The sequence below is a fragment of the Methanosarcina sp. A14 genome, assembly GCF_001729375.1.
In the GTDB taxonomy this organism is placed as follows: domain Archaea; phylum Halobacteriota; class Methanosarcinia; order Methanosarcinales; family Methanosarcinaceae; genus Methanosarcina; species Methanosarcina barkeri.
Genome location: NZ_LZPK01000123.1, coordinates 1 through 20290, shown reverse-complemented (window position 1 = coordinate 20290; position 20290 = coordinate 1). Strand labels below are relative to the sequence as shown.

General features: G+C 40.5%; 18 protein-coding genes. 10 read left to right on the top strand and 8 right to left on the bottom strand.

Annotation, left to right across the window (positions count from 1 at the left end):
- Positions 1-13 precede the first annotated feature (13 nt).
- The 4 genes from A9239_RS06855 to A9239_RS06840 all read right to left on the bottom strand — a co-directional run bounded on the left by A9239_RS06855 (position 14) and on the right by A9239_RS06840 (position 4325).
- Entirely contained in the window at positions 14-499 is a 486-nt protein-coding gene (locus A9239_RS06855) for a hydrogenase maturation protease (protein WP_048157100.1), read from the bottom strand.
- Positions 500-586: 87 nt separating this feature from the next.
- Positions 587-1360, bottom strand: a complete 774-nt coding sequence (locus A9239_RS06850; RefSeq protein ID WP_048121133.1) for a cytochrome b — start codon at positions 1358-1360, stop codon at positions 587-589.
- Positions 1361-1387: 27 nt separating this feature from the next.
- The gene (locus A9239_RS06845; protein WP_048121132.1) at positions 1388-3163 is read right to left on the bottom strand and encodes a nickel-dependent hydrogenase large subunit; all 1776 of its coding nucleotides are present in this window, start codon (positions 3161-3163) and stop codon (positions 1388-1390) included.
- 7 nt (positions 3164-3170) lie between these two features.
- Positions 3171-4325: a hydrogenase small subunit gene (locus A9239_RS06840; protein ID WP_176722109.1), complete on the bottom strand. Its 1155-nt coding sequence runs from the start codon at positions 4323-4325 to the stop codon at positions 3171-3173.
- A 1277-nt stretch (positions 4326-5602) separates the two neighbouring features.
- Here A9239_RS06840 and A9239_RS06835 point away from each other — a divergent pair.
- The 8 genes from A9239_RS06835 to A9239_RS06800 all read left to right on the top strand — a co-directional run bounded on the left by A9239_RS06835 (position 5603) and on the right by A9239_RS06800 (position 11593).
- Positions 5603-5863, top strand: coding sequence for a HypC/HybG/HupF family hydrogenase formation chaperone (locus tag A9239_RS06835; protein ID WP_048121129.1), 261 nt, complete (start codon positions 5603-5605; stop codon positions 5861-5863).
- 19 nt (positions 5864-5882) lie between these two features.
- Positions 5883-7001: a hydrogenase formation protein HypD gene (hypD, locus tag A9239_RS06830; protein WP_048121127.1), complete on the top strand. Its 1119-nt coding sequence runs from the start codon at positions 5883-5885 to the stop codon at positions 6999-7001.
- Positions 6994-7395 (top strand): hydrogenase maturation nickel metallochaperone HypA, encoded by a 402-nt coding sequence (gene hypA / locus A9239_RS06825; protein ID WP_048121121.1) that lies wholly within the window; start codon positions 6994-6996, stop codon positions 7393-7395. The genes hypD and hypA overlap by 8 nt, the downstream gene beginning before the upstream one ends.
- Positions 7396-7447: 52 nt before the next feature.
- Entirely contained in the window at positions 7448-8110 is a 663-nt protein-coding gene (gene hypB / locus A9239_RS06820) for a hydrogenase nickel incorporation protein HypB (protein WP_048121119.1), read from the top strand.
- Positions 8111-8339: 229 nt separating this feature from the next.
- On the top strand, positions 8340-9383 hold the full coding sequence (gene hypE, locus A9239_RS06815; protein ID WP_048121118.1) for a hydrogenase expression/formation protein HypE: 1044 nt from the start codon (positions 8340-8342) through the stop codon (positions 9381-9383).
- 527 nt (positions 9384-9910) lie between these two features.
- The gene (locus A9239_RS06810; protein WP_048156012.1) at positions 9911-10258 is read left to right on the top strand and encodes a hypothetical protein; all 348 of its coding nucleotides are present in this window, start codon (positions 9911-9913) and stop codon (positions 10256-10258) included.
- A 320-nt stretch (positions 10259-10578) separates the two neighbouring features.
- Entirely contained in the window at positions 10579-11106 is a 528-nt protein-coding gene (locus A9239_RS06805) for a gamma carbonic anhydrase family protein (RefSeq protein WP_048156009.1), read from the top strand.
- A gap of 235 nt (positions 11107-11341) precedes the next feature.
- Entirely contained in the window at positions 11342-11593 is a 252-nt protein-coding gene (locus A9239_RS06800; protein WP_048156007.1) for a hypothetical protein, read from the top strand.
- Between the two features lie 762 nt (positions 11594-12355).
- On the opposite strand, the gene A9239_RS06795 is transcribed toward A9239_RS06800, so the two are convergent.
- Positions 12356-12649 (bottom strand): hypothetical protein, encoded by a 294-nt coding sequence (locus A9239_RS06795; protein ID WP_048121113.1) that lies wholly within the window; start codon positions 12647-12649, stop codon positions 12356-12358.
- 655 nt (positions 12650-13304) lie between these two features.
- On the opposite strand from A9239_RS06795, the gene A9239_RS06790 reads away from it, so the two are divergent.
- Positions 13305-13901 carry a GyrI-like domain-containing protein gene (locus A9239_RS06790; protein ID WP_255361917.1) on the top strand — a complete coding sequence of 199 codons (597 nt, stop codon included), beginning with the start codon at positions 13305-13307 and terminating at the stop codon, positions 13899-13901.
- A 385-nt stretch (positions 13902-14286) separates the two neighbouring features.
- Positions 14287-14847: an HD domain-containing protein gene (locus tag A9239_RS06785; RefSeq protein WP_052712901.1), complete on the top strand. Its 561-nt coding sequence runs from the start codon at positions 14287-14289 to the stop codon at positions 14845-14847.
- A 113-nt stretch (positions 14848-14960) separates the two neighbouring features.
- Here A9239_RS06785 and A9239_RS20890 read toward each other — a convergent pair whose 3' ends face one another.
- From A9239_RS20890 to A9239_RS06775, 3 genes are all read right to left on the bottom strand, one after another.
- Positions 14961-15119 (bottom strand): DUF5652 family protein, encoded by a 159-nt coding sequence (locus tag A9239_RS20890; protein WP_369815392.1) that lies wholly within the window; start codon positions 15117-15119, stop codon positions 14961-14963.
- Positions 15120-15453: 334 nt separating this feature from the next.
- Positions 15454-19308, bottom strand: coding sequence for an AAA family ATPase (locus tag A9239_RS06780; protein ID WP_048121111.1), 3855 nt, complete (start codon positions 19306-19308; stop codon positions 15454-15456).
- The coding region (locus tag A9239_RS06775) for a phosphoesterase (protein WP_069575245.1) at positions 19298-20290 on the bottom strand (993 nt) is incomplete at its 5' end. The genes A9239_RS06780 and A9239_RS06775, both read right to left, overlap by 11 nt.

Genomic DNA, 20290 nt, shown 5'->3' with positions numbered 1-20290 from the left:
AGCAAAAATGAAATTAAAGTGAGGAAAAGACCTCTTCTCTGATGAGCTTTATGGCTTTATCCACACCTTTAAGAACATCTGGACTGATTTCCTGCGTAGCTTCCGTGACAATCGACCCTATTTCAATTCCGATGACCACAATTTCAGGAAGTTCTTGAACCTGTTCTCCTATTTTCAATACATCTGTAATTGTCAGATCATGTACTGAAACCAGGGGATGAAATTCGACACCATCCAGTAAGTCCTTCCCTTCTATACGGTGTACTGAACCTGGAAGGCTGTTAGCCAGAATTGCATCAACTATTATGACTTTCCTGGCGCCATCAAGAAGATTTAGAAGGTCAAGCCCACATACCCCTGCATCCACGATATTGACATCTTTGAGGTTTTTAAGTTCGGATTCTTGAAGGGCCTCAATGACTTTGAGGCCAACACCATCGTTTCCCATTAATGGGCTTCCGCAACCAAGAATGCGTATAGAAGCATTTAGTATAGACATATTTTCACTCAAAAAAGCAGTTAAAAAGGTGTACAGGCTTTTCAAACATACCTGTACTACCTTAAGTTTATTCTCTGTAAGATATTTTCAGGGCCTTTCCTTTGTAGGGCAATACTTTGTTTTAGCTGTGATAACCTCAGAGTAATGAGTATCTGCGAGATCTTCTTTTCCGGTCAGGAAGATAGCTTTGTAGTACTTCAAGACATGAGGATCAAGCTCCAGAATACCCACATGGACTACCAGTTCAAAAACAAACCAGTAGGTCATCAGCAGGTGAAGTATCCTGAGGAACTCCAGGGGAGACAGATTGAACACAGGTGAAATAAAGCCTGTTATAGTCAGTATCCATGAAGCTATAGGAAGGCCAAAAAGCGACCAGTCAAGCTTGTAAAGCACAACGCCTGAGACTGCAATTAAGAACAGAGCTGTACCTTCAAGCACGATCAGGATTTTCATTAAGGGATGAAGTTTGGTCCTGTAGTGGCCAGTAGTCTCATCATAGATGCTGAATGCCGGATATCTGCCTTTCCTGAAGAAGTTGCCAATTATACCGCCCATACGAGCTGCATCTTTAGGACCGAAAATATAATGGTCCTTAAAGTGTGAAATCTTTCCCATAAACCCATGGCCTTCGGAGAAGATGTTGTAAGGGATAAGGATCCAGTTCACTGCAAGCAGGAACGGAACCATTATCATGTGAAGACCGCGGGCGGTATGGAAACTCATAAAGTCCCATCCAGTATAGATCTTTAACCCGGTGATGATGAGCACTAACATTGCAATAGCGTGGACAGTATGAGCTATCCTGTCAGTTGCGGTATAGCGCTCAACAACCATTGACCGGTTGTCTTTTGATTTCATTATGGGTCATCTCCCTCTGTACTATACTTAGAGTATTCTTAGAGTCTTTGGAGCGTTTTTCCCAGTCAGGTCAATGGTGTGGACTGCACATGAAATGCAAGGATCATAGGATCTACCCATATGGAAAATGCCAACTGGATTGGTATAATCGACATCTCCAACTGGGTTGATTTTTGAACCAATGAGAGACTGTTCGAGAGGACCAGGAATGCCTTTGCTGTCTCTTGGGGACATCAACCAGCTACCCGGAACTATACACTGATAGTTGGTAACCTTTCCATCGCTGCCAGCAGAGATCCAGTGACCAAGAGCTCCACGAGGAGCTTCCCATATGCCCATTCCCGAATTATTTTTAGCTGCATTAAGGTCTATAGGCACGGAAATCTTGCCGTTGGGGTTGTAATCGACTGTTACCCAATTGAGAAGTTCATACGCGAGAATTGCAGTTTCCTGCATACGAGCCAGCATTCTGGTGTAAACATTAGCTGCAGAGTAGCCTTTCTCATTAAGGGCCTGAGCCAAACCGGTTACGAGTGGCTCTTTTATATTTAGCATGCGTGCAAGAGGCCCGACTTCACCTGCAATTCCGTCATATCTCGGAGCCTTATCCCAGCTGTACTGGCTGTCCGAACCTCCGGTGTAGACGATTTTGTTTGGATCCGTAAACGGAACGGTTTCACCTTTTGTTGGTGCGAGGTCGTTGGAACTGTTCTGGTAGAAGGAGTGAGCAGTGCTCTCCGTAATCTTGTCCGGATCAAATTTCTGATATTCGAGATTTCCTGATACTACACCTGAGGTGAAAATACGGTCTCCTGCCGGGCTTCTCGGATCGTATCCGTCTTTGTACTTGTAGTATCCACCATATGCAACGAAGCAGATCTTTGAGGGGTCCTTGTACCCACCGATTGTATCATGTTTAAGGCTTGCTGGAAGACCAAGAATTTGTTCTCCTACAAGTTCTGAACCAAAAGCTGCATAGAACTCCACATCTCCCCAACCTGCGTCTTTGGAGAAGTCATTGGAAGCAGTTGATTTGTCAACAAGACCCTGGAGGTGTTCAGTAACAAAGCTTACTGCTTTTTGAGGAGAGCTTGCCTTATAGGTGTTTTTGATCCAGGTATCAAAATCAACTCTTAGAGTATGTTTGGATACGAAGTCCATGATCTGCAGATAGTAAGAGGCAAGTTTGGTTACATCTGCGACAGTAGCCGGGTAGGTATATCCACCTGGATAAAGGGCTGAAGGACCTGGCATTCTACCGGCAATAAGTGCGATCATCTCCGCAAGGCGTTTCTTTTCAGGAATTGCTGCAAGATAGGAACTTCCCGCAGGTACAGCCACGCCATCCATCTTGTAGCTGATTGGGGCAAACCTTCCAACCATCTCTTTCCAGACTGCGTTTCCGGTGTCTCCCAGTGTTGTGAGGACATTCTTGTACGCTGGGTTTGCAAGGTCAGGACCAAAGAGGACGTATATATGAGTTGCATGGCTTGCAACCATGTTCAGGCCCTGGAAAATATTCCTCATCATAAGAGCGTCTTTTGGAACACTCTCAGCTACGCCATAAAGATCATCAAGAGCATTTGTGGCTGTCAATCCATGAGACAGAGGACAGACACCGCAAATTCTCTGGGTAAGAAAAGCTGCATCTCTTGGGTCCTGATGTTGCAAAATTCGTTCAAAACCCCTGAATATAAGGGAAGATGACTGGGCATCGGTAATAACACCGTCAGCACCTACTTCAGTGGATATTCGCTGGTGACCTTCAATTCTGGTTAAGGGATCAACTGTAACATTTACCATTTTTCACTCACTCTCCTTTTCCCATTCTCCTAACAGCATGTACGCCTGCTGCAACTGCAGCTGCTCCAACTGCAACTTTGGCTATTGTGTCAATGTTTGTCCCGGCAACTCCGATATCTTCACGTTCAACAAACAGAGGTCTTGAAGTGTCTGGGAAGCCCGGCTCGACACAGGCAATACAGGGGCCGCCTGCCTGAGTACACATGCTTACTGAACCATTCCATTTACGAATTGCACAGTCTGCGTGAGCATAGGGAGCTTTACAGCCTAATTTCCACAGGCATCCTGGCCCGCCGATCTCTTCATCGAATTCTCCACGGTCATAGTATCCGCGGCGTGGGCAGTTATCATGGACAACATGGTCTGGGGGGAAGAAGACCTTTGGCCTGCCGTACTCGTCCAGAAGAGTATCGAGATCATCAGGGATCTTGATCTTTCCAAGAATTACCGCGCCCACAGTAAGAAGAACCCAGTCAGGGTGAGCAGGGCAACCAGGAATGTTGATTACCGGCTTATCGATGCCAAGTTCCTTAAGCATGCCCTTTGAAGAGTCATCTTTTGCAAAAGCTACTCCCCTGTAATCCGTATCCTTGGCAACATCGCTGTCCGCAGAGGTAATTCCTCCGTATGCAGCACAGGAACCTACTGCAACGACAGCAACTGCGTTCTTTGCAGCTTCTCCAAGAGTTTGTTTGAAAGGTTTGTTCCCAATAACCAGGTAGCGTCCCGAACCATCTGGACCGTTTGGAATTGAGCCTTCAACTACCAGGATATATTTACCTTCTTTATATATTTCTTCTTGGAGAATTTCGGAGTTAAGCTCGGCGTTGTTCACAAGCTTGCCATCATTCCAGATTCCCTGCTGTGCACAAAGAGTCTCATGGAAAGCAAGATTGATATTGAGCTTTTGTAGTGCTTGTACAAGGTCAGGATTGCCTGCGTTTAACACTGATTCAGAACAGCCGGTACATTCGGAGCCGTGGATCCAAAGAAGCTTTGTCTCTGGGAATTCTTCAAGGGCCTTTACCATGTCAGCTTGGTAGGTATTCAGAAATGCAGCTGCACCCATTGCACCTAACGCTTTCATGAAAGTGCGTCGATCCATTTTTAAGAAGTCCACACTGTCCAGTGTACGGACAAGATTTTTTATTCCAGTACTCATCTCTACCACATCTTGATTTTACCCAAATTATACATTCAAAAGAAAATTTTGAATAATTGTCCACAGTAATTATATAAATGCATACATAAATTTACCACTAATGTTTTCAATGAGGGAATAGTATTTAAGGTTTTTTACACGCTCCAATAAATATATTAATTGGCTGGATTGGAGACATATGATTTGGGAATATATATAATATGTCCCAAATATAAATAATTCAACTCAATGTCTATTGTTGGGTATTGTAGTACATATATGTAGAATTGAAGCCTCTTGAAAGAGAAAAGAGGATCAAAAAAATTAATTTAATTTCAAAAGTTAAAAGTTACTAATGAAGTCTTAATTCATATTTAAAAATTTATCTGTATTATGACAAAATGCATGAAATTAAAATAAAATGCAAAAAAGTTTTGAAAAGCAAAGAAAGAATTACTTATTTCTAAAGGATATTTTAGTATATTGAGATATTTCAACTAGAACTAATATTTCATGAGAAGGAACTCTATTATGGCAACTGATCATGTTTAACTCTCAAATTCCACGGAGAATTTCGCTCCTACTAAAAGCTGAAAACTTTTATCCCGGGTTTTATCTATTAACTCTGATCTTCAATGTTCTGAAAAATAAATTTAATAGAAACTTAATACGGAAAAGAAGTGCTAAAGAAGCTAATCTTATTATGTGAAGCTGCAGAATATAATACTACTATATAATACTACTCAAGTAATTATCTATGTCTTTTAAATATAGAGTATCCCGACAAATAGGTCCCGATAAATAGAGTGATTTTAGAACTCTTTCTAAACCCTTTCTAAAGCAAGTTAAATATCAGGGAAAAATAACATTTTTAAATTATGTAAGTGAAATGAAAAAACAAAAAGAATATAACATAGGACCAGAAAGTTTTAAAAAATAATTTTCGACAACAGATTTGTTTAAAACGTAGAATCAGGGTCTTGTTGATGGTATCTCCATTTTTCTATCTGCGGCAAGTGGAAAAAGGAAAAGCGCTCATTTAAGAGCAGCAGTAGAAAAATAAAAACAAGTAAGGGGATATAAACTATTTAGCCGGTTAAGGAAGTAAAACTGGGAGGGGTTTTTGCTCAGTTGAGACCTGTAATTATATATACCCCACAAATATATAATTCTTACAAAATAATTCTTGTAAAACCCTTAATACAAGTTTTGCAAAACTCTTAATACAGGAATTTACCTCATAAAAAATGAAATTATATAAATTAATAGGATTTTAAAAGAAAAGAGTTCGAGGAAACATGTGTATAGCTATTCCTGGAAAAGTAAAATCCATTGTAAATGAGAATACTGCAACGATTGACATGGGCGGAATCTGCAGAGATGTGAATATGGACCTTATGGGAGGCGCAAATGAATCCCAGATAGGGAGACATTTTCTTGTCCATGTTGGATATGCAATAGCCGAAATCTCGGAAGAAGAAAGTGAAGAAACAATGCACCTTCTCAGACAGATTGCGGGACTTGAAGAGATAGATACACCAGAAAGCGAATCTATCTGAAAACGGACGCTGATGAAAAATGGAAAACGGGAATTTACCTTCAAAGCCAGCGGTTCCTGAACTTGAAAAAAAGCTACTGGGAAGAATCAAAGGCTCGAAGAAACCGCTTCGCATAATGCATGTCTGCGGAACACACGAGCGAACGATAGCAAAATATGGGTTAAGGAGTATCCTTCCGAAAAATATCGAGGTAATTAGCGGCCCTGGATGCCCTGTTTGCGTGACTCCTGAAGAAGATATTAATATTGCAATTGCCCTTGCAAAAAGCGGGGCAACTGTTGTCACTTTTGGAGATATGATGCGGGTTCCGGGTTCGGCAGAAAGTTTGCTGGATGCGAAGTCTGAAGGGGCAAATGTAAAGATGGTCTATAGTATTGACGATGCAATTGCCCTTGCAGAAAAAAAGCCAGAACTTGAAGTAGTCTTTTTTGGAATAGGCTTTGAGACGACAGTTCCCGCAAATGCTGCTGCTCTTTTAAGAAAGACCCCCGAAAACTTCAGCCTTCTTACCTCACAGAAGCAAACTCCTCCTGCAGTCGAATTCCTTGCCAGGGATGCAGACGTTGATGCCTTTATAGCTCCTGGGCATGTGGCAACCATAATAGGCACAAAACCTTTTGAGTCTCTTGCAGAAAAAGGCTTTCCTATTGCCGTAAGTGGGTTTGAACCAGGAGATATTCTCCTTGGAATAAACCTGTTACAAATGCAAGCCGAGGAAGGAATCTCAAGGGTAGATAACGGTTACCCGAGAGCTGTAAAACCTGAAGGGAACCAGATTGCCCTTAAAATAATGAATGAAGTATTTGAAACCTCAGATTCTGAGTGGCGAGGTATAGGAAAGATAGAGAATTCAGGGCTTGTGCTCAGGAAAGAGTTTGAGGAAAAGGATGCTGCAAAGAAGTACGAAGACTTGTATGCTTCTGCTCTTGAAGATGTCCGAAAGAAAACAGGAGGAAAAGACAAAAAGCGTTGTATCTGCGCCGCTATCCTTACAGGAAAAGCAAAGCCTTCCCAGTGCCCGAACTTCGGTAAGGAATGTACCCCGAAAAATCCTGCAGGTCCCTGTATGGTAAGCCAGGAAGGTATGTGTTATAACTGGTTCAGGTACTCAAGAGAAGGAGGCAACAGAGTTGCATGAATTGTCCATTGCATGTGAAATTTTCGAGCAGGTAATGGCTACTGCCAAAGAGCATGGAGCCACGGAAGTTAAGCACGTAACCCTTCAGATGGGAAGACTATCCCATACTAATCCGGAACAACTTAGTTTCTGTTTTAACGTCCTTGCAAATGAAAGTATTGCCAAAGATGCAGATCTTATTGTAGAAATGATACCGCCCTCTCTTGAATGTGAGTGTGGATACACTGGGGCAGTAGATGAAAAAAAGATACGAGAGAACTGTAAATTTGAAAGCGAACTTTTGGCTTATGCGGCAGTTATGGAATGCCCGGTCTGCGGAAAGCCTGCTCAGCTTACAGGTGGAAGAGAACTGATAATTAAAAGTATCGAAATCGAAACTGAAAACCAGGATTGAACCTCAAAAAGGTAAAAAATAAAAAATAATTCCCCAAGTGATGTTTATGTTAATGCATGTAATCGATATGGGACATGATGTCTACAAAGCAAATGATAAAGTTGCTGAAAAAAACAAAAAGAAACTTGACAAGTATCAGGTTTTCTCGGTAAATGTTATGGGTGCAATCGGATCAGGAAAGACCACTCTGATTGAAGAAGCTATCAGGCAACTTAAGGATAAGTATAATATAGCTGTGATCGCAGGGGATGTAGTCGCAGAAATGGATTCTTCTCGTTTCAAAAAACTTGATGTACCTACTATTCCCGTAAACACTGGAAAAGAGTGCCATCTTGATGCAAAACTGGTGGAAAAAGCCCTGGATGAAATCGATCTCAGTAACACGGATCTCCTTTTTATTGAGAACGTAGGCAACCTTATCTGTCCTGTGGACTTCAAACTGGGGGAACACCTGAGGGTCGTAATCGTGAGTGTTACCGAGGGAGACGACATTATTCTCAAGCACCCCATGATATTCAAGACTTCAGATCTTGCAGTAATAAATAAAGTTGACATTGCACATGCGGTTGATGTCGATGCCGAAAAAATGCGAGACGACATTCTTTCCTTAAAACCGAATGTGCCGGTTATCCTGACTTCAAAGCATGACTGGGAAAGCCTGGAAACCTGGATTAGCTTTATCGAGCTTGGAGTTAAAGAAGCTCAGAATAGATGAGGCGAGATTAAAGAGAATAAAGAAACCAGGTTAAAGAGAATTAACTCGAGATAGGGTTAATGAGAATCAAATTATAAATTAGATTAAAGAGAATTAGCTCGAGCCAGGGTTAGTGAAGATCAAGTTAGAAATTAGATTATAAGAATTAACTCGAAGCTCGGATTAAGAAGATTTAAAGTAGATTGAGAAGATCCAGAAGGGTTTAAAAGGCGGAAAAAAGGAGACTTATATGAAATCAAATACCATTTCTCTTGAGCATGGTGCAGGCGGAGAGGTTATGCAGGCACTTATAGGAGAAATAATTCTTAAAAACTTTCACAATAAAAGTGCAGGTTCGATTGGACTCGAATGTCTTGATGATGGGTCTACGGTCAGACTTGAAGGCTTCAATAAGGGATGCGAACTCGTAATGACTACTGACAGTCACGTGATTACACCTGCCTTTTTCCCAAATACCAATATAGGAAGACTTGCAGTTTCAGGCACTGTCAATGACCTTACGGTTATGGGAGCAAAGCCCCTTGCCCTTACCTGTGCAGTCATCGTTCCTGAAGGTTTTCCACTCAAGGAATTTGAGGAAATTATTAAAACAATGGACAAAACAGCTGCAGAGGTTGGTGTACCCATAATAACGGGCGATACTAAAACCATGGAGAAAACTGCGCTTGATTCGATTATCCTGAACACTGCAGGCCTGGGAATTACGGATAGCCCTGTAAGAGACTCAGGGCTTCAGCCGGGAGACAAAATTCTGGTCACAGGCACTATTGGCGACCACGGAATCTCGCTTATGGCTCACAGGGAAGGTTTTGACTTTGATACCGACCTTGCCTCAGATTCAGCCCCCCTCTGGAAACTCATAGAACCCCTCCTGAAACTCAGAACTCCAGAGGGCGAACCCGTAATTACGGCAATGAAAGACCCGACCCGTGGAGGTCTTGCAAATGCCCTGAACGAGATGGCAGAAAAATCCGGAGCAGGCATTCTTATCGAAGAAGACTGGATTCCTTTCAAACCAGCTGTTTCCGCAGCCTGTGAGATGCTGGGCCTCGATCCCCTTGAGGTTGCAAATGAAGGAAAAGCAGTTATCGGAGTCAAACCCGGCTTTGAAGACGAAGTGCTTTCAATCCTGAGGCAACACCCTTACGGCAGGGACGCAGCTGTTATAGGAGAAGTTACTCCAGATAAGAAAGAAGTAGTCCTAAGAAACCGGTTTGGTGGCATGCGTTTTGTAGATGTACCTGCCGGAGACCCGATTCCCAGAGTATGCTAAAGATCATCAGGCACTAGCTGAGATTGATTTAAGATAATACTATTGGAATTGAGTTTTAACGTAGAGTTGTTTCCTCTCGTTTAATCTGATTTACTTTCTATTTTTCCTTTTCATTTTGTGTTATATTTTTATATCATTTTTTACTTCACTTTATCTTTTAGTTCTCTATTTTTCATTATTTCATTTTCATTCTCTATTTTTAATTATCTCGTTCACAGTCTCTATTTATCATTATCTCGTTCGCAGTCTCTATTTATCATTATCTCGTTCGCAGTCTCTATCATTATCTCGTTTTCAGTCTCTTTTCAATCTATATTTTCAGTTTACATTTTCAGATATATCTCAGCCACGAGTATCAAATAATGTTTAAAAGTAAATTACCTTATAGAAATTTGTAGTATAATGCTAAAGTAAGTTGAGAAGGTTTTAAGAATAAGGCAGTCAGATAAAAAACAACAATTTATAGAAGTATCCCAGATAAGTCTATTGAGCAGGAAAGTTACTGAAAATAGAAAGGAAGCCGAAATATGAACCGAGACCCAATTGTGGAACAGGAACTATGGCGTTCAGTTGCAGTATATTTTGCATCTTTTTTGGTCGTGGGAGCCCTGAATATTGTGGGATACATATCAGTAGAAGGTGTTGCAATTTTTATCCTGGCCTTCATTATAACATTAATTCATTTTGCACTCATGGTCAGATACAGGAGGAAAGAACAGTTAACAGATCCTTCAATTTCTTCAATAATAGATCACTTGCTTCAACTAAAAAATCCTGAAAGTAGAAACAGTATGCACCCAAAATCCGGGAATAATTTCCTTTCTGTTTTGACAATCCTGGTGATTGCATACCTTATTTACCGTTATGCAGTTTAATTAAGAATTTAGTAATATTCACTTTTGAGACGATCCAAAAAGCAAGAGGCCTTAAAAAAGTGTAATTACTGAGAAAAAGAGGAGATCCTATTCTGAAACAAAGTAATTTCCACTTAATCGTTCTGTTTTTTGATTTTTATAAAAATATAAGGCGAAGATATGATTGTTATCAACAGTAATTTTCTTTATAAGCCTGAATGAAACTTTTGAGGTTTGTGAAGAGCGAAGTTTCCTGTATAAAAGGAATTAAAACTGAAAAATGATCTAATCAATTTCCGGATAATAAGAATAATAATGTTTGAAAAGACGGAGACATAATTATGATAATGGATTTTAAAGGCAAAAGCCCGAAAATCTCGGAGACGGTTTTTATTGCGGATTCTGCGGATGTTATAGGGGATATTGAAATTGGGGATTTTTCAAGTGTATGGTTTAATGCCGTGCTTCGCGGAGACAGGAATAAGATAAAAATCGGGAGTCGGACAAGTATTCAGGATAATGTGGTAATTCATGCTGACCCTGCGAATGGGGTTCAGGTCGGAAATGATGTAACTGTGGGACACGGAGCTGTGCTTCACGGGTGCAGAATAGAAAACAATGTGCTTATAGGGATGAACTCTACAATATTGAACGGTGCTGAAATAGGAAGAAATTCTATAGTAGGTGCAAATGCACTGATTTCTGAAGGGAAGAAATTTCCAGAAAACAGCTTGATAATTGGAGTTCCAGGGAAGGTAAAGAGGGAAATTGAGGAATCCGAGATTGAAGCTATAGCAGAAAACGCTGCAGAATATGTGGAATTTGTTAGAGAGTACAGGGAAGAAGTAAAAAATATACAAAAGAAGTAAAAAATATACAAAAGAAGTAAAAAATATACAAAAGAAGTAAAAAATATACAAAAGAAGTAAAAAATATACAAAAGAAGTAAAAACGTAGGAATAAAAATATATATTATTTGAATATTCACATTTTTTGCTACCCAGATCTTTGCAGATACTCTATTAAACTAAAAGAAAAACCATTTCTCTTTTAATAGTTTAACATTTATCAGAATATACGAACTCGTCATGGAGACAAACGGAAATGAGGAACATAAACATCCTGTACTATGGAAAAGTAAAGACGGCAGATATATACGAAAGCATGTTTGAATACATAAAAAGTTCCGGTACTTCGGATTGCGAGAAAGATTACATTGAAGGCCAGCCTGACTATTTTGTAAAAAAGTGGCAGATAGAACTGGATAGCGAAATATGTTTTGGATATGATCCATTGAAAGATGCAGGAGAGCTCGAGATCGATGGACAAAGTTATACCCGTATAGGTAGGGGTTAAACGAGTTAAGTTATGTTCCCACTGCCAGCCTGTCTGATATTCTATATATTATCTATCACTGCGACCATAACATGCGAAAATGTAACTGCATCAACGAAATCTTCCAGACAAAAGAAAAAGCAGAAAAAAGAGTAAATGAGCTTAGAGGGAAATGATCTCCCCTGATCTTTCTTACTGCAGGAAAATATCAGAAACAAAAATATGAAAACGAAGCAACCATATTTACAGGTAGAATTGCCTGACCTGTGATATCAGTGGCTTACCGTCTACCTGAAAAATAAGCTTGAAGCTGTTTATAATAATTGAGTGAAATCCCTCTAAGGATTTCAATATAGAAGAGTAAACATGATAATTGAAACTGCTTATGATTGAAACTGCTTGAGTTTCATACTACTGTTTTTCAATTCAGTTGCATAAGTCTGATAGTCTTCTGAAGCAATAAGTATCTTAAATGAAGAAATTAGTACTAATGAAAATGTCAAAGCTAAAAATGTCAAGGCTAAAAATTAGTGGGGGTCTTTAGCCAAATCTTAAAAATGCGCGCACTTACTTGTTTGATCGGATTTGAGAGGTTTCCTCTTGATTTACAGCCTTGGACACACGTATGCCTGCAAAGCGTGACTGCATAGTTTAAGCTTCACCAGCGTTTAAGCTTCACCAGCTTCCGGAGAAATGCAAAGGTATTCAAATTCTCATTTTGCGGGGGACAATGCCTAAAATATTACCAGCAATTTCACGGGTTGCCTGGAAAATTTTAAAAAATTATACATTTCCTGAGACTGCATTCCGCAGGCAGGTTTCCCAGTCTTCAGGGTTATCCATATTATCGCACTGCCATTCAAATTCACGTCTTGCAAGTCTGATGGTTGCACGTGCTTTTTTGAGTGGAACCAGCTCTTTTCCGACATCGCCAACTCCTCCGACTTCCAGGCAGCTTACGATGTTGATCATAAACTTTTCCAGGCTCTCTGGCGGTATCGATTCGTTCCTTGCATGGATTTCTGTGCATTTTGCAAGATATTCTGCAAGTACTCGGATCAGTTTCGTGTCACGCATAATTGTAACTCCTTTGTACAATAAGTGTGGCAATTCACCTCGTCACACTGAGCTTTAGATTTGATAAAAACAATAATAGCATGAATAAAAATGCAGACATATCTTCCTGGATTCAACTCAGGATACCTCAATCCTGATTTTCCAGGGACAGTACCTCAAACAGCAATTAAAAATATGTATTTTCGAAGCTTAAAGCTTTCTAAATAATCGTATTTGAGAGAAATTATGTACATTTTAACACTAGCTGAAAGTTTCTAATTTAGCGTAAAGTGTCTTTTCTACTTCTTTCTACTTCTTTCTACTTCTTTCTACTTCTTTCTACTTCTTTCTACTACTGCAGTTATGAAATAAATTTATATGTGAGACTTTGAATCTTCTTTTTAGCATAAATTTCCATTTTATCTCCATCTTATTTTCCAGGATATTCAAATATCTGGCATGGATGAAAATTTGACTTGCTTGAGTATTAGTGTTAAAGAAATATTAAACCGCAAGTCTCTACAAATCTCTAGACATATCAACTGCTTATTAAGAAAAACACAGAAAGAAAAACCAATAATAACTGCCTGTTTTTGACTAATTTGAATATAGCGCAGTTAAAAATCTGGAGTGATCTAAAATGCCGAAAATATATTTTAAAAAAGAGAATAAAGAAATGTACAATCCATCCGCAAAAGAAGTATCAATCGTAGACGTTCCTGAAATGAATTTTCTAATGATAGACGGTGAAGGCGACCCTAATACATCACAGGAATATCATGATTCCATAGAAGCGTTGTTTTCAGTATCTTATAAAGTTAAATTTATCACTAAAAAAGAGAACTCGCAGGATTATGTGGTAATGCCTCTTGAAGGACTCTGGTGGGTTGAAAATCTGGCAGATTTCAATATTCAAGATAAAAGTGGCTGGAAATGGACTGCAATGATAAGACAGCCTGACTTCATCACTAAATACATGATAAAAAAGACCATACAGGAAGTCGAAAAAAAGAAAAAACTACCTGTACTTCCCAGAATAAAATTCCAAAGCCTGCATGAAGGCTTAGCAGCTCAGATAATGTACATTGGTCCATATTCTCAGGAAGGCCCGGCGGTAGAGAAATTACATAATTTCATTGAAGAAAAAGGATATGAGTTTAATGGCAGTCTGCCTGGTGAGAAACACCATGAGATATACATAAGTGATATGCGAAGAACAAAGCCGGGAAAACTTAAAACTATCATAAGGCAACCCATGAAAAGAAGAAATTAAAATCACGAATAGATAGCAGAATAACGAAGGGATATCAAAATAATGAACAGATAACAAAATAATGAACAGAGACTCGAAACTCGTCGAGAACTGCTTAAGATACTTTTTTGTTCGGGCTTTTCAGGTTTATGTTTTCCTTATTTTTCAATAATTATTAAACTTAAGGAAAATTTATTCTATTATACTTATTTAGTTTCCAAATATCTAGTAAATACTTAGATAGGAGTAAAATTTGTTTAGTAAAATTTGTTTAGTAAAATTTGTTTAGTAAAATTTGTTTAGTAAAATTTGTTTAGTAAAATTTGTTTTTATCATAAAACAATATCTGTTGAAGTCAATTCATATATAATATTTTAATAAGTCTTGGTAATTTGAAGGAACTGAAATGCTGACTGAGGACGAAATCTTTGCCAACGAGAATTATATTCTGAATCTCTTAAATGAAGTTATGAGAGAAGGAATCAAAGATTACATCCAGTACCTTGAGAATTCCGATTTCTTTTCGGCACCCGCAAGTACAAAATATCATAGAGATTATCCTGGAGGACTTGCGGAACATAGCCTTAATTTATTAGAGCCACTGAAGTTATCGAATTCTCGCCTTAAGAAAAAAGAACAACTTCCTGAGGATTCTCTAACAATTATTGCTCTGTGTCACGACGTCTGTAAGGAAGGATTATATGTTGGAGATTATGAAAATTATCGGACTTTACAAGGCCATCCCGCAAATAATAAACATTCAGTTCTTTCTATTGAAAAAATTAAGAAACACATAAAACTGACACGCATTGAGAGGGACATAATTCTGTATCATATGGGGCTGTTTTCATGCTATGAATATGGTATGGAATATACCCCAGAGGATTTGATGAGAGCTATAAAAAGACACCCTCTTGTACAGATTTTTGCGGCCATTGATATGGAAGAAACCCACTGGCAAAGATAAAAAATATTTATCTTTTTGATATAAATCGCCATATCAATTATTTCAATATCAATTATTTCAATATCAGTGATCTCAATATCAGTGATCTCAATATCAGTTTGAACTTTTTAGTTTTATATTCCCTTTCTACCTTTCTTAAACAAGAAAATATAAAGGATAGGTAAAATGCCTACAGTATTCAAAACGAGTATAGCGATAAACCAGTATTTCTGAGATTCCCTTGCTGCCTTCCATAAAGCTACACCTTTCCAGACAAGCTCCCAAAGTACCAGAATGAAGATAAGGGACTATATTGCGGATTTGTTTGAAACGAAAGAAAAGAAGTGTCTACCATATTCCCCTCTCTATAATTTTTCCTTTATAGCAATATTATATTAAAAGTTAAATAACTTCGCACATCAGGATTGTTATTATTACAGTTTCAATCAAAAAATGACGACTTGCTAGCTTGAAAAACTCTCTTATAACAAAAGCTTGGTTTGAGTTCTTATTATATTAGCTTCCTCTTACCTTCTTTATTTAGAAAAGGCTTGAATTTCTTTTTCTATTATCTGCCTTTTTATGCTTTTGCTCTTTATAGCTCTTTTTTATACTATATCTACTTTTTTATACTGCGTCAAGGTCTACAGCCCTGGTTTCAGGGAAACTTTCTACAAGCATCTGTACGGTTTCAGGATGGCAAGTGAAATAAAAGATCTGGTTGTCTGATGCAAGGTCCTTTATGGCTTCACAGGTGCTTTTGCAGCGTTCAGGGTCAAAATTCACCAGTACGTCATCAAAAACAATCGGAAGAGATTCCGAATGCCTGCCGAATTCCCTGATGAAACCGAAGCGCAGAGAGAGATAAAGCTGTTCGGCCGTTCCCCGACTGAGTTCCTGAATGCTCTTCTGACGTCCGTTCCGGTCTTCAACATATATTTCGGTAGAGTTGAGTGGGGAATAAATTCTCGTGTACCTGCCTCCGGTAATTTTTGAGAAAAAAGCCTGGGCTTCCACGATAACTGCAGGCTGTCTTTCCTTTTCATAGACTTTGACTGCTTTAGCAAGGATCTCACGGGCTAAAACCAGAGAAGCCCACTCCCTTGACTTTTCGTGAAGTTCTTCCAGCAGGCTTTCCTGCATTACCCTTGCCAGAGAACCTTCACTTCCGCGTTCGAGCTGTTCAATCTGGTTTCGTATCGCTCCGCGACTATCTATAGTATCTGAAATCTTCTGTTCCAGTGTTTTCAGGCATTCCTCCAGCCTGCGATTTTCTTCTTTCAGGCCTGAAGGATCAGAAGTTTGCAGTTCTTCTACGAAAAGCCTGTACTCTTCGTCACTTCCGGAAATCCTCCATATCTGCTGTTCAGCTTCTCTTTTCCTGTTTTCTAGCTCGGTTCGTTGAGCCCAGAGCCGGGAGTTTTCATAGAATTCTTCTTCCGTCTCTGCAGAACCGGAACCAAGAAGAACTGCAAGCTCTTCAGCAGCTTCTTTGTATTTATCCCGTGATGCCTCAAGTTCAATCTTGAGTTCTTCAGATTTCGTTTTCAGCTGTTGAAGGCTTCTGGCCTCATCGGATGCCTTTTCCAGATCTGAACGAAGTTTTTCAACCTGGGCTTCAAAAGAGAGTCCGGAAAGCGGACGTCCACATACCTGCAGTACTCCGTCTACCTTTGTTTCATAGGCTTCTATCGACTTTCTGCTGGAAGCTATCTGTTCTTCAAGTTTCCGGATTGCACGCTGCCTATCAAAGCACGTCCGGATTACCGAAAAGATTTCAAGCACACTTTCTACTGAAAGCGAAGGGTCAAGCCCGTAAGTCCCAAGCCAACCAGTCCACTTTTCTGCCAGGGTATTACGTGTCTTTTTCTCCTCAAGTAGCCGGGCTTCCAGCTCTTCTTTTTTACGGTTAAGGCCTTCGGACTCAACCTCAAGTTTTCTTACTCTTTCAGCCTGGTTAAATGCAAAACTCACGTCCTCCCTGAGTTTTGCGATTTCACTTTCAAGTGCAATTCCCGAAATAGGCCTTCTGCAAGCCTCCAGAATACTACAGGCTTTTTCTTCATACTCTTTAACAGTAGCTTCTTTGAGCGTTACCTGTTTTTCCAGTTCTTTTATATTCTTTTGTTTTTCCAGGCAAGCCCTGATTGCTGAAAGGATCTCAAGCACATGCTCGGGAGAGAGCTCCGGGCTAAGCCCTGAAGAAATAAGCCACCCTTTCCATTCCTGGAGGACTTCTCCCTGCTTTGCCTCTTGTGCCCGGATAGTATCTTTAAGTTCTATGTAACTTGCATTTAACTTATCCAGCTTCTTCTGGAGCTTTTCCTCCCTCTGGCGCAGCTCCCAGGCAGTCTTCAACTTAACCATGGCCCTCTGCAGCTCATCGGCTTTCTGCTCCCGTACCGAGGGATCAGGAATGTTTTCAAAACCACATTTTTTTGCACGGGCTTTCATGGATGCTTTCAGTGCATTAATCTCTCTGAACAGCTTTTCCTTTGAGTCCTGTGTTTTCTGTTTCCGGGACTCAGCGTCCTCCAGGCGCTCTTCTCCGGCAGGGCGGACTGAGGACTTATTAGTAGTTTTCAAGAAGTATACCGCAGAAGTAGCGAAAAGGAGTAAAAATATGACAAGTCCGGAAAACAGAGCGCCGCTAATGCTTTCGTACACCAGGCCAGTGCAGCCTGCAAGCAGAACCATTCCTGCAGGCCAGAGGGGGAGACCATCCTCATTTTCGGTTTCCTGAGGTCTTAAAGCTGCAAAAAGCATCTCTTCTTTTTCCAGGCTTTTGAGTTCACCTTCTTTTTCCTTCAGGAGATGGTAGGTTACCCTGAGATAACTTACAGCTTCAAGCTCCTGCTTCAGCTCTTCAGGCCTGGGAAGGGTAGAGTATACCTCAATTTTATCTTTGAGGGCTTCGATTTCCTCACAGACTTCTTTAATTTCTCCAAGGGCAAATTCGAGCCTGTCGCGGTATCTTTCAATTGTTTTTTCTGCCTCATCCATTTCCCTTCGCTTTCTGAGTACAGTTTCTTTTGAAGGGATTGAGTGCTCGAAAAGATCAAGGGCAGTTTCATCCCATCCTTCCCCAAGCCCTGACAGAGTTTCCCTGAGTTCTGCCTTTCTATCCTGAAGTTCCTGAGTTCCGGAAAGAAGAAAGTCCTTATCGGCCTGGTATTTTTCAATTCCGTTTCCAAGTTCGATAACCTGGTCTCTGTGTACGAGAAGACTTTCTTCAAAAAGATCATTTTCCTGAAGGACTCTTTCAATGCTGTTAAGGATCTGCTGGAGTTCGTTTCTGGTCTCTTTTATTTTATCCTCAATTTCGTCTACTGACCTTCGCATCTGAATGACGGATTCCTTTGCAGGGATAGAGCGGTCAAAACGCTCCAAAGCTTTCTCATCCCAGGATGGACCAAGCTCCAGAAGAAGCTCAGAAAGCCCGGCGTTTTCCTGCCTGAGGTTCATTTCCAGAGAAGGGAGCAGTTTTTCTTCAGACCTGTATTTTTCAATTCCGCTTTCCAGTTCCAGCACCGAATCTTTTTGCTTTAGAAGGCTTTCGTCCGAGGAAAGGCTTTTTTCTTTAATGGCCTTTTTACCCATGTCCTGCTGCAGCCTTGAAATAACCTCCCTTATTTCTTCAATTCTTTCCTGGAGCCTCGTAAGCTTCTCGTCCCCTTTTTCAGGGAAACTCTCAAGTTCAGGTAAGCTTTCAAGGGAAGTTTTTGACTCATAGAGGACCTCCCAGTCTTCCCAAATGGAAAGTAGGTTTTGAATGTGGTTTAATTTCTTCCTTATGTTCAGAGACTTTTCTTTTAGTTGGTCAATCTCCATGGTTTTCTGTTCCAGTTCGAAATGAAGCGAATCATATTTTTTCTGGGCCCCCTCAAGTTCGGCAATTTTTACTTCAGTTTTTCTTATCTTTCTGAATAGCTCATTTATAAGGGGTTTACTACCTCTAGGCCTATACAGGTTGTTTTCAATGCCGCTGATCGATTTCATCAGTCCTGAAATCGAAACTCCAACTCCTGTGCCTGCACTGTAGAGTTTACTGTTGATGCTCTGGTCGTTCAGGGTCTCAAAACTCTGCAATTCTTCAAGGCCAAAAGCATAGATATTTTCAAAGACGTTTCTGTCTGCATGGCCCAGCAGTTTAATAAGTTCAGCTTTACCTCCCATATTCCCATCTGGAAGCAAAACCTTTACATCTTCTTTTCGACCTGCACTTCTTTCTATGACCCATCTGTCTCCGGCAGAATCGATGACTGAAAGTCTTCCCCCATGCTTTCCCCCTTCAAGCGGAGGATAAAGGTTGCAGAGCCTCGTGTTAGGAATACCGAAAAACATCCTCCGGATAAAAGTAAATAATGTCGATTTTCCTGCTTCGTTTGCCCCTGTAAAAATGACCAGGCCGGAGGGTAGGTCTTCCATCGACAAGCTGGAAAACTTGCCAAAACCATCAATCTGGATGGCATTAATTTTCATTATCTTTCTCCGTGAGTAAAGCATCAAGCAGGATATTTTCAGCGCGCTGAAGCAGAGAATTCATCTCGTCATCATCAATTTTGGAAATATGTTTTCTCCCATTCCTTGAACCAAAAAGAGGGGAAAGGACTTCATGGAACTCATTCCGGGAGTTTTCATCAGTCTTCAAGCCCTCCACAATTTTTACCAGGTCTCCCACAAAATCTTCCCTTTTCAGAAGAATTTCCCTTTCTATGGGAAAGAGTGTATCATCCTCAATGCGCTCTACCCAGATGAACTGCCGGCCCCAGGTTTCGCCTTCCCTGAGCAAACGCAGGAGGTCTTCGATAAATCCTTCTTGCCTGAGAATGTGATGCAGCGGTCCCCTCCCTTTAAGGACAAACCTGCAAATCACAGACCTTCCTACGGAGTTTTCCCTCATTTCATCAAGCTGGCTTTGAAGGCTTTCTATTAGCTCTCCTTCTTTTTCCAGGCCTTCTATGGAAATTTCCCTGATATACCAGCGGACAGAGTCGGTCTCTATGAACCTGGTAGAAATATCTCTTCCTGAAGAATCTCTTCCTAAAGAAACATCCACAACAAAGCACCCTCTGGCACCGTTTTCACTGAAATGCCTGCCCTGTGGGTTTCCAGGATATATCACAATCGGAGCCTCTTTGCACACTATAGAGGGAGTATGGATATGGCCAAGCGCCCAGTAGTCATAATTTAGCTCCCTGAGGTCCTGCAGAGTACATGGTGCATAAGGGTCATGTTCCGGGTTGCTTCCCACGCTGCAATGCAGCAGCCCTATAGTAAACGGCCAGTTACCTTCTTTTTTTGGAAAGTTTTTCACAAGATTTTTCATTATGTGCCGTGTTGGATAGCTCATCCCCACTATAACAGCGGCGTTTTCTCTGTCTTTTTTGAATTTCACAACTTCAGCCCTGTCCCCACTCATGATATGTACGTTTTCGGGCCATGTCAGGCTTGCAGACCAGCC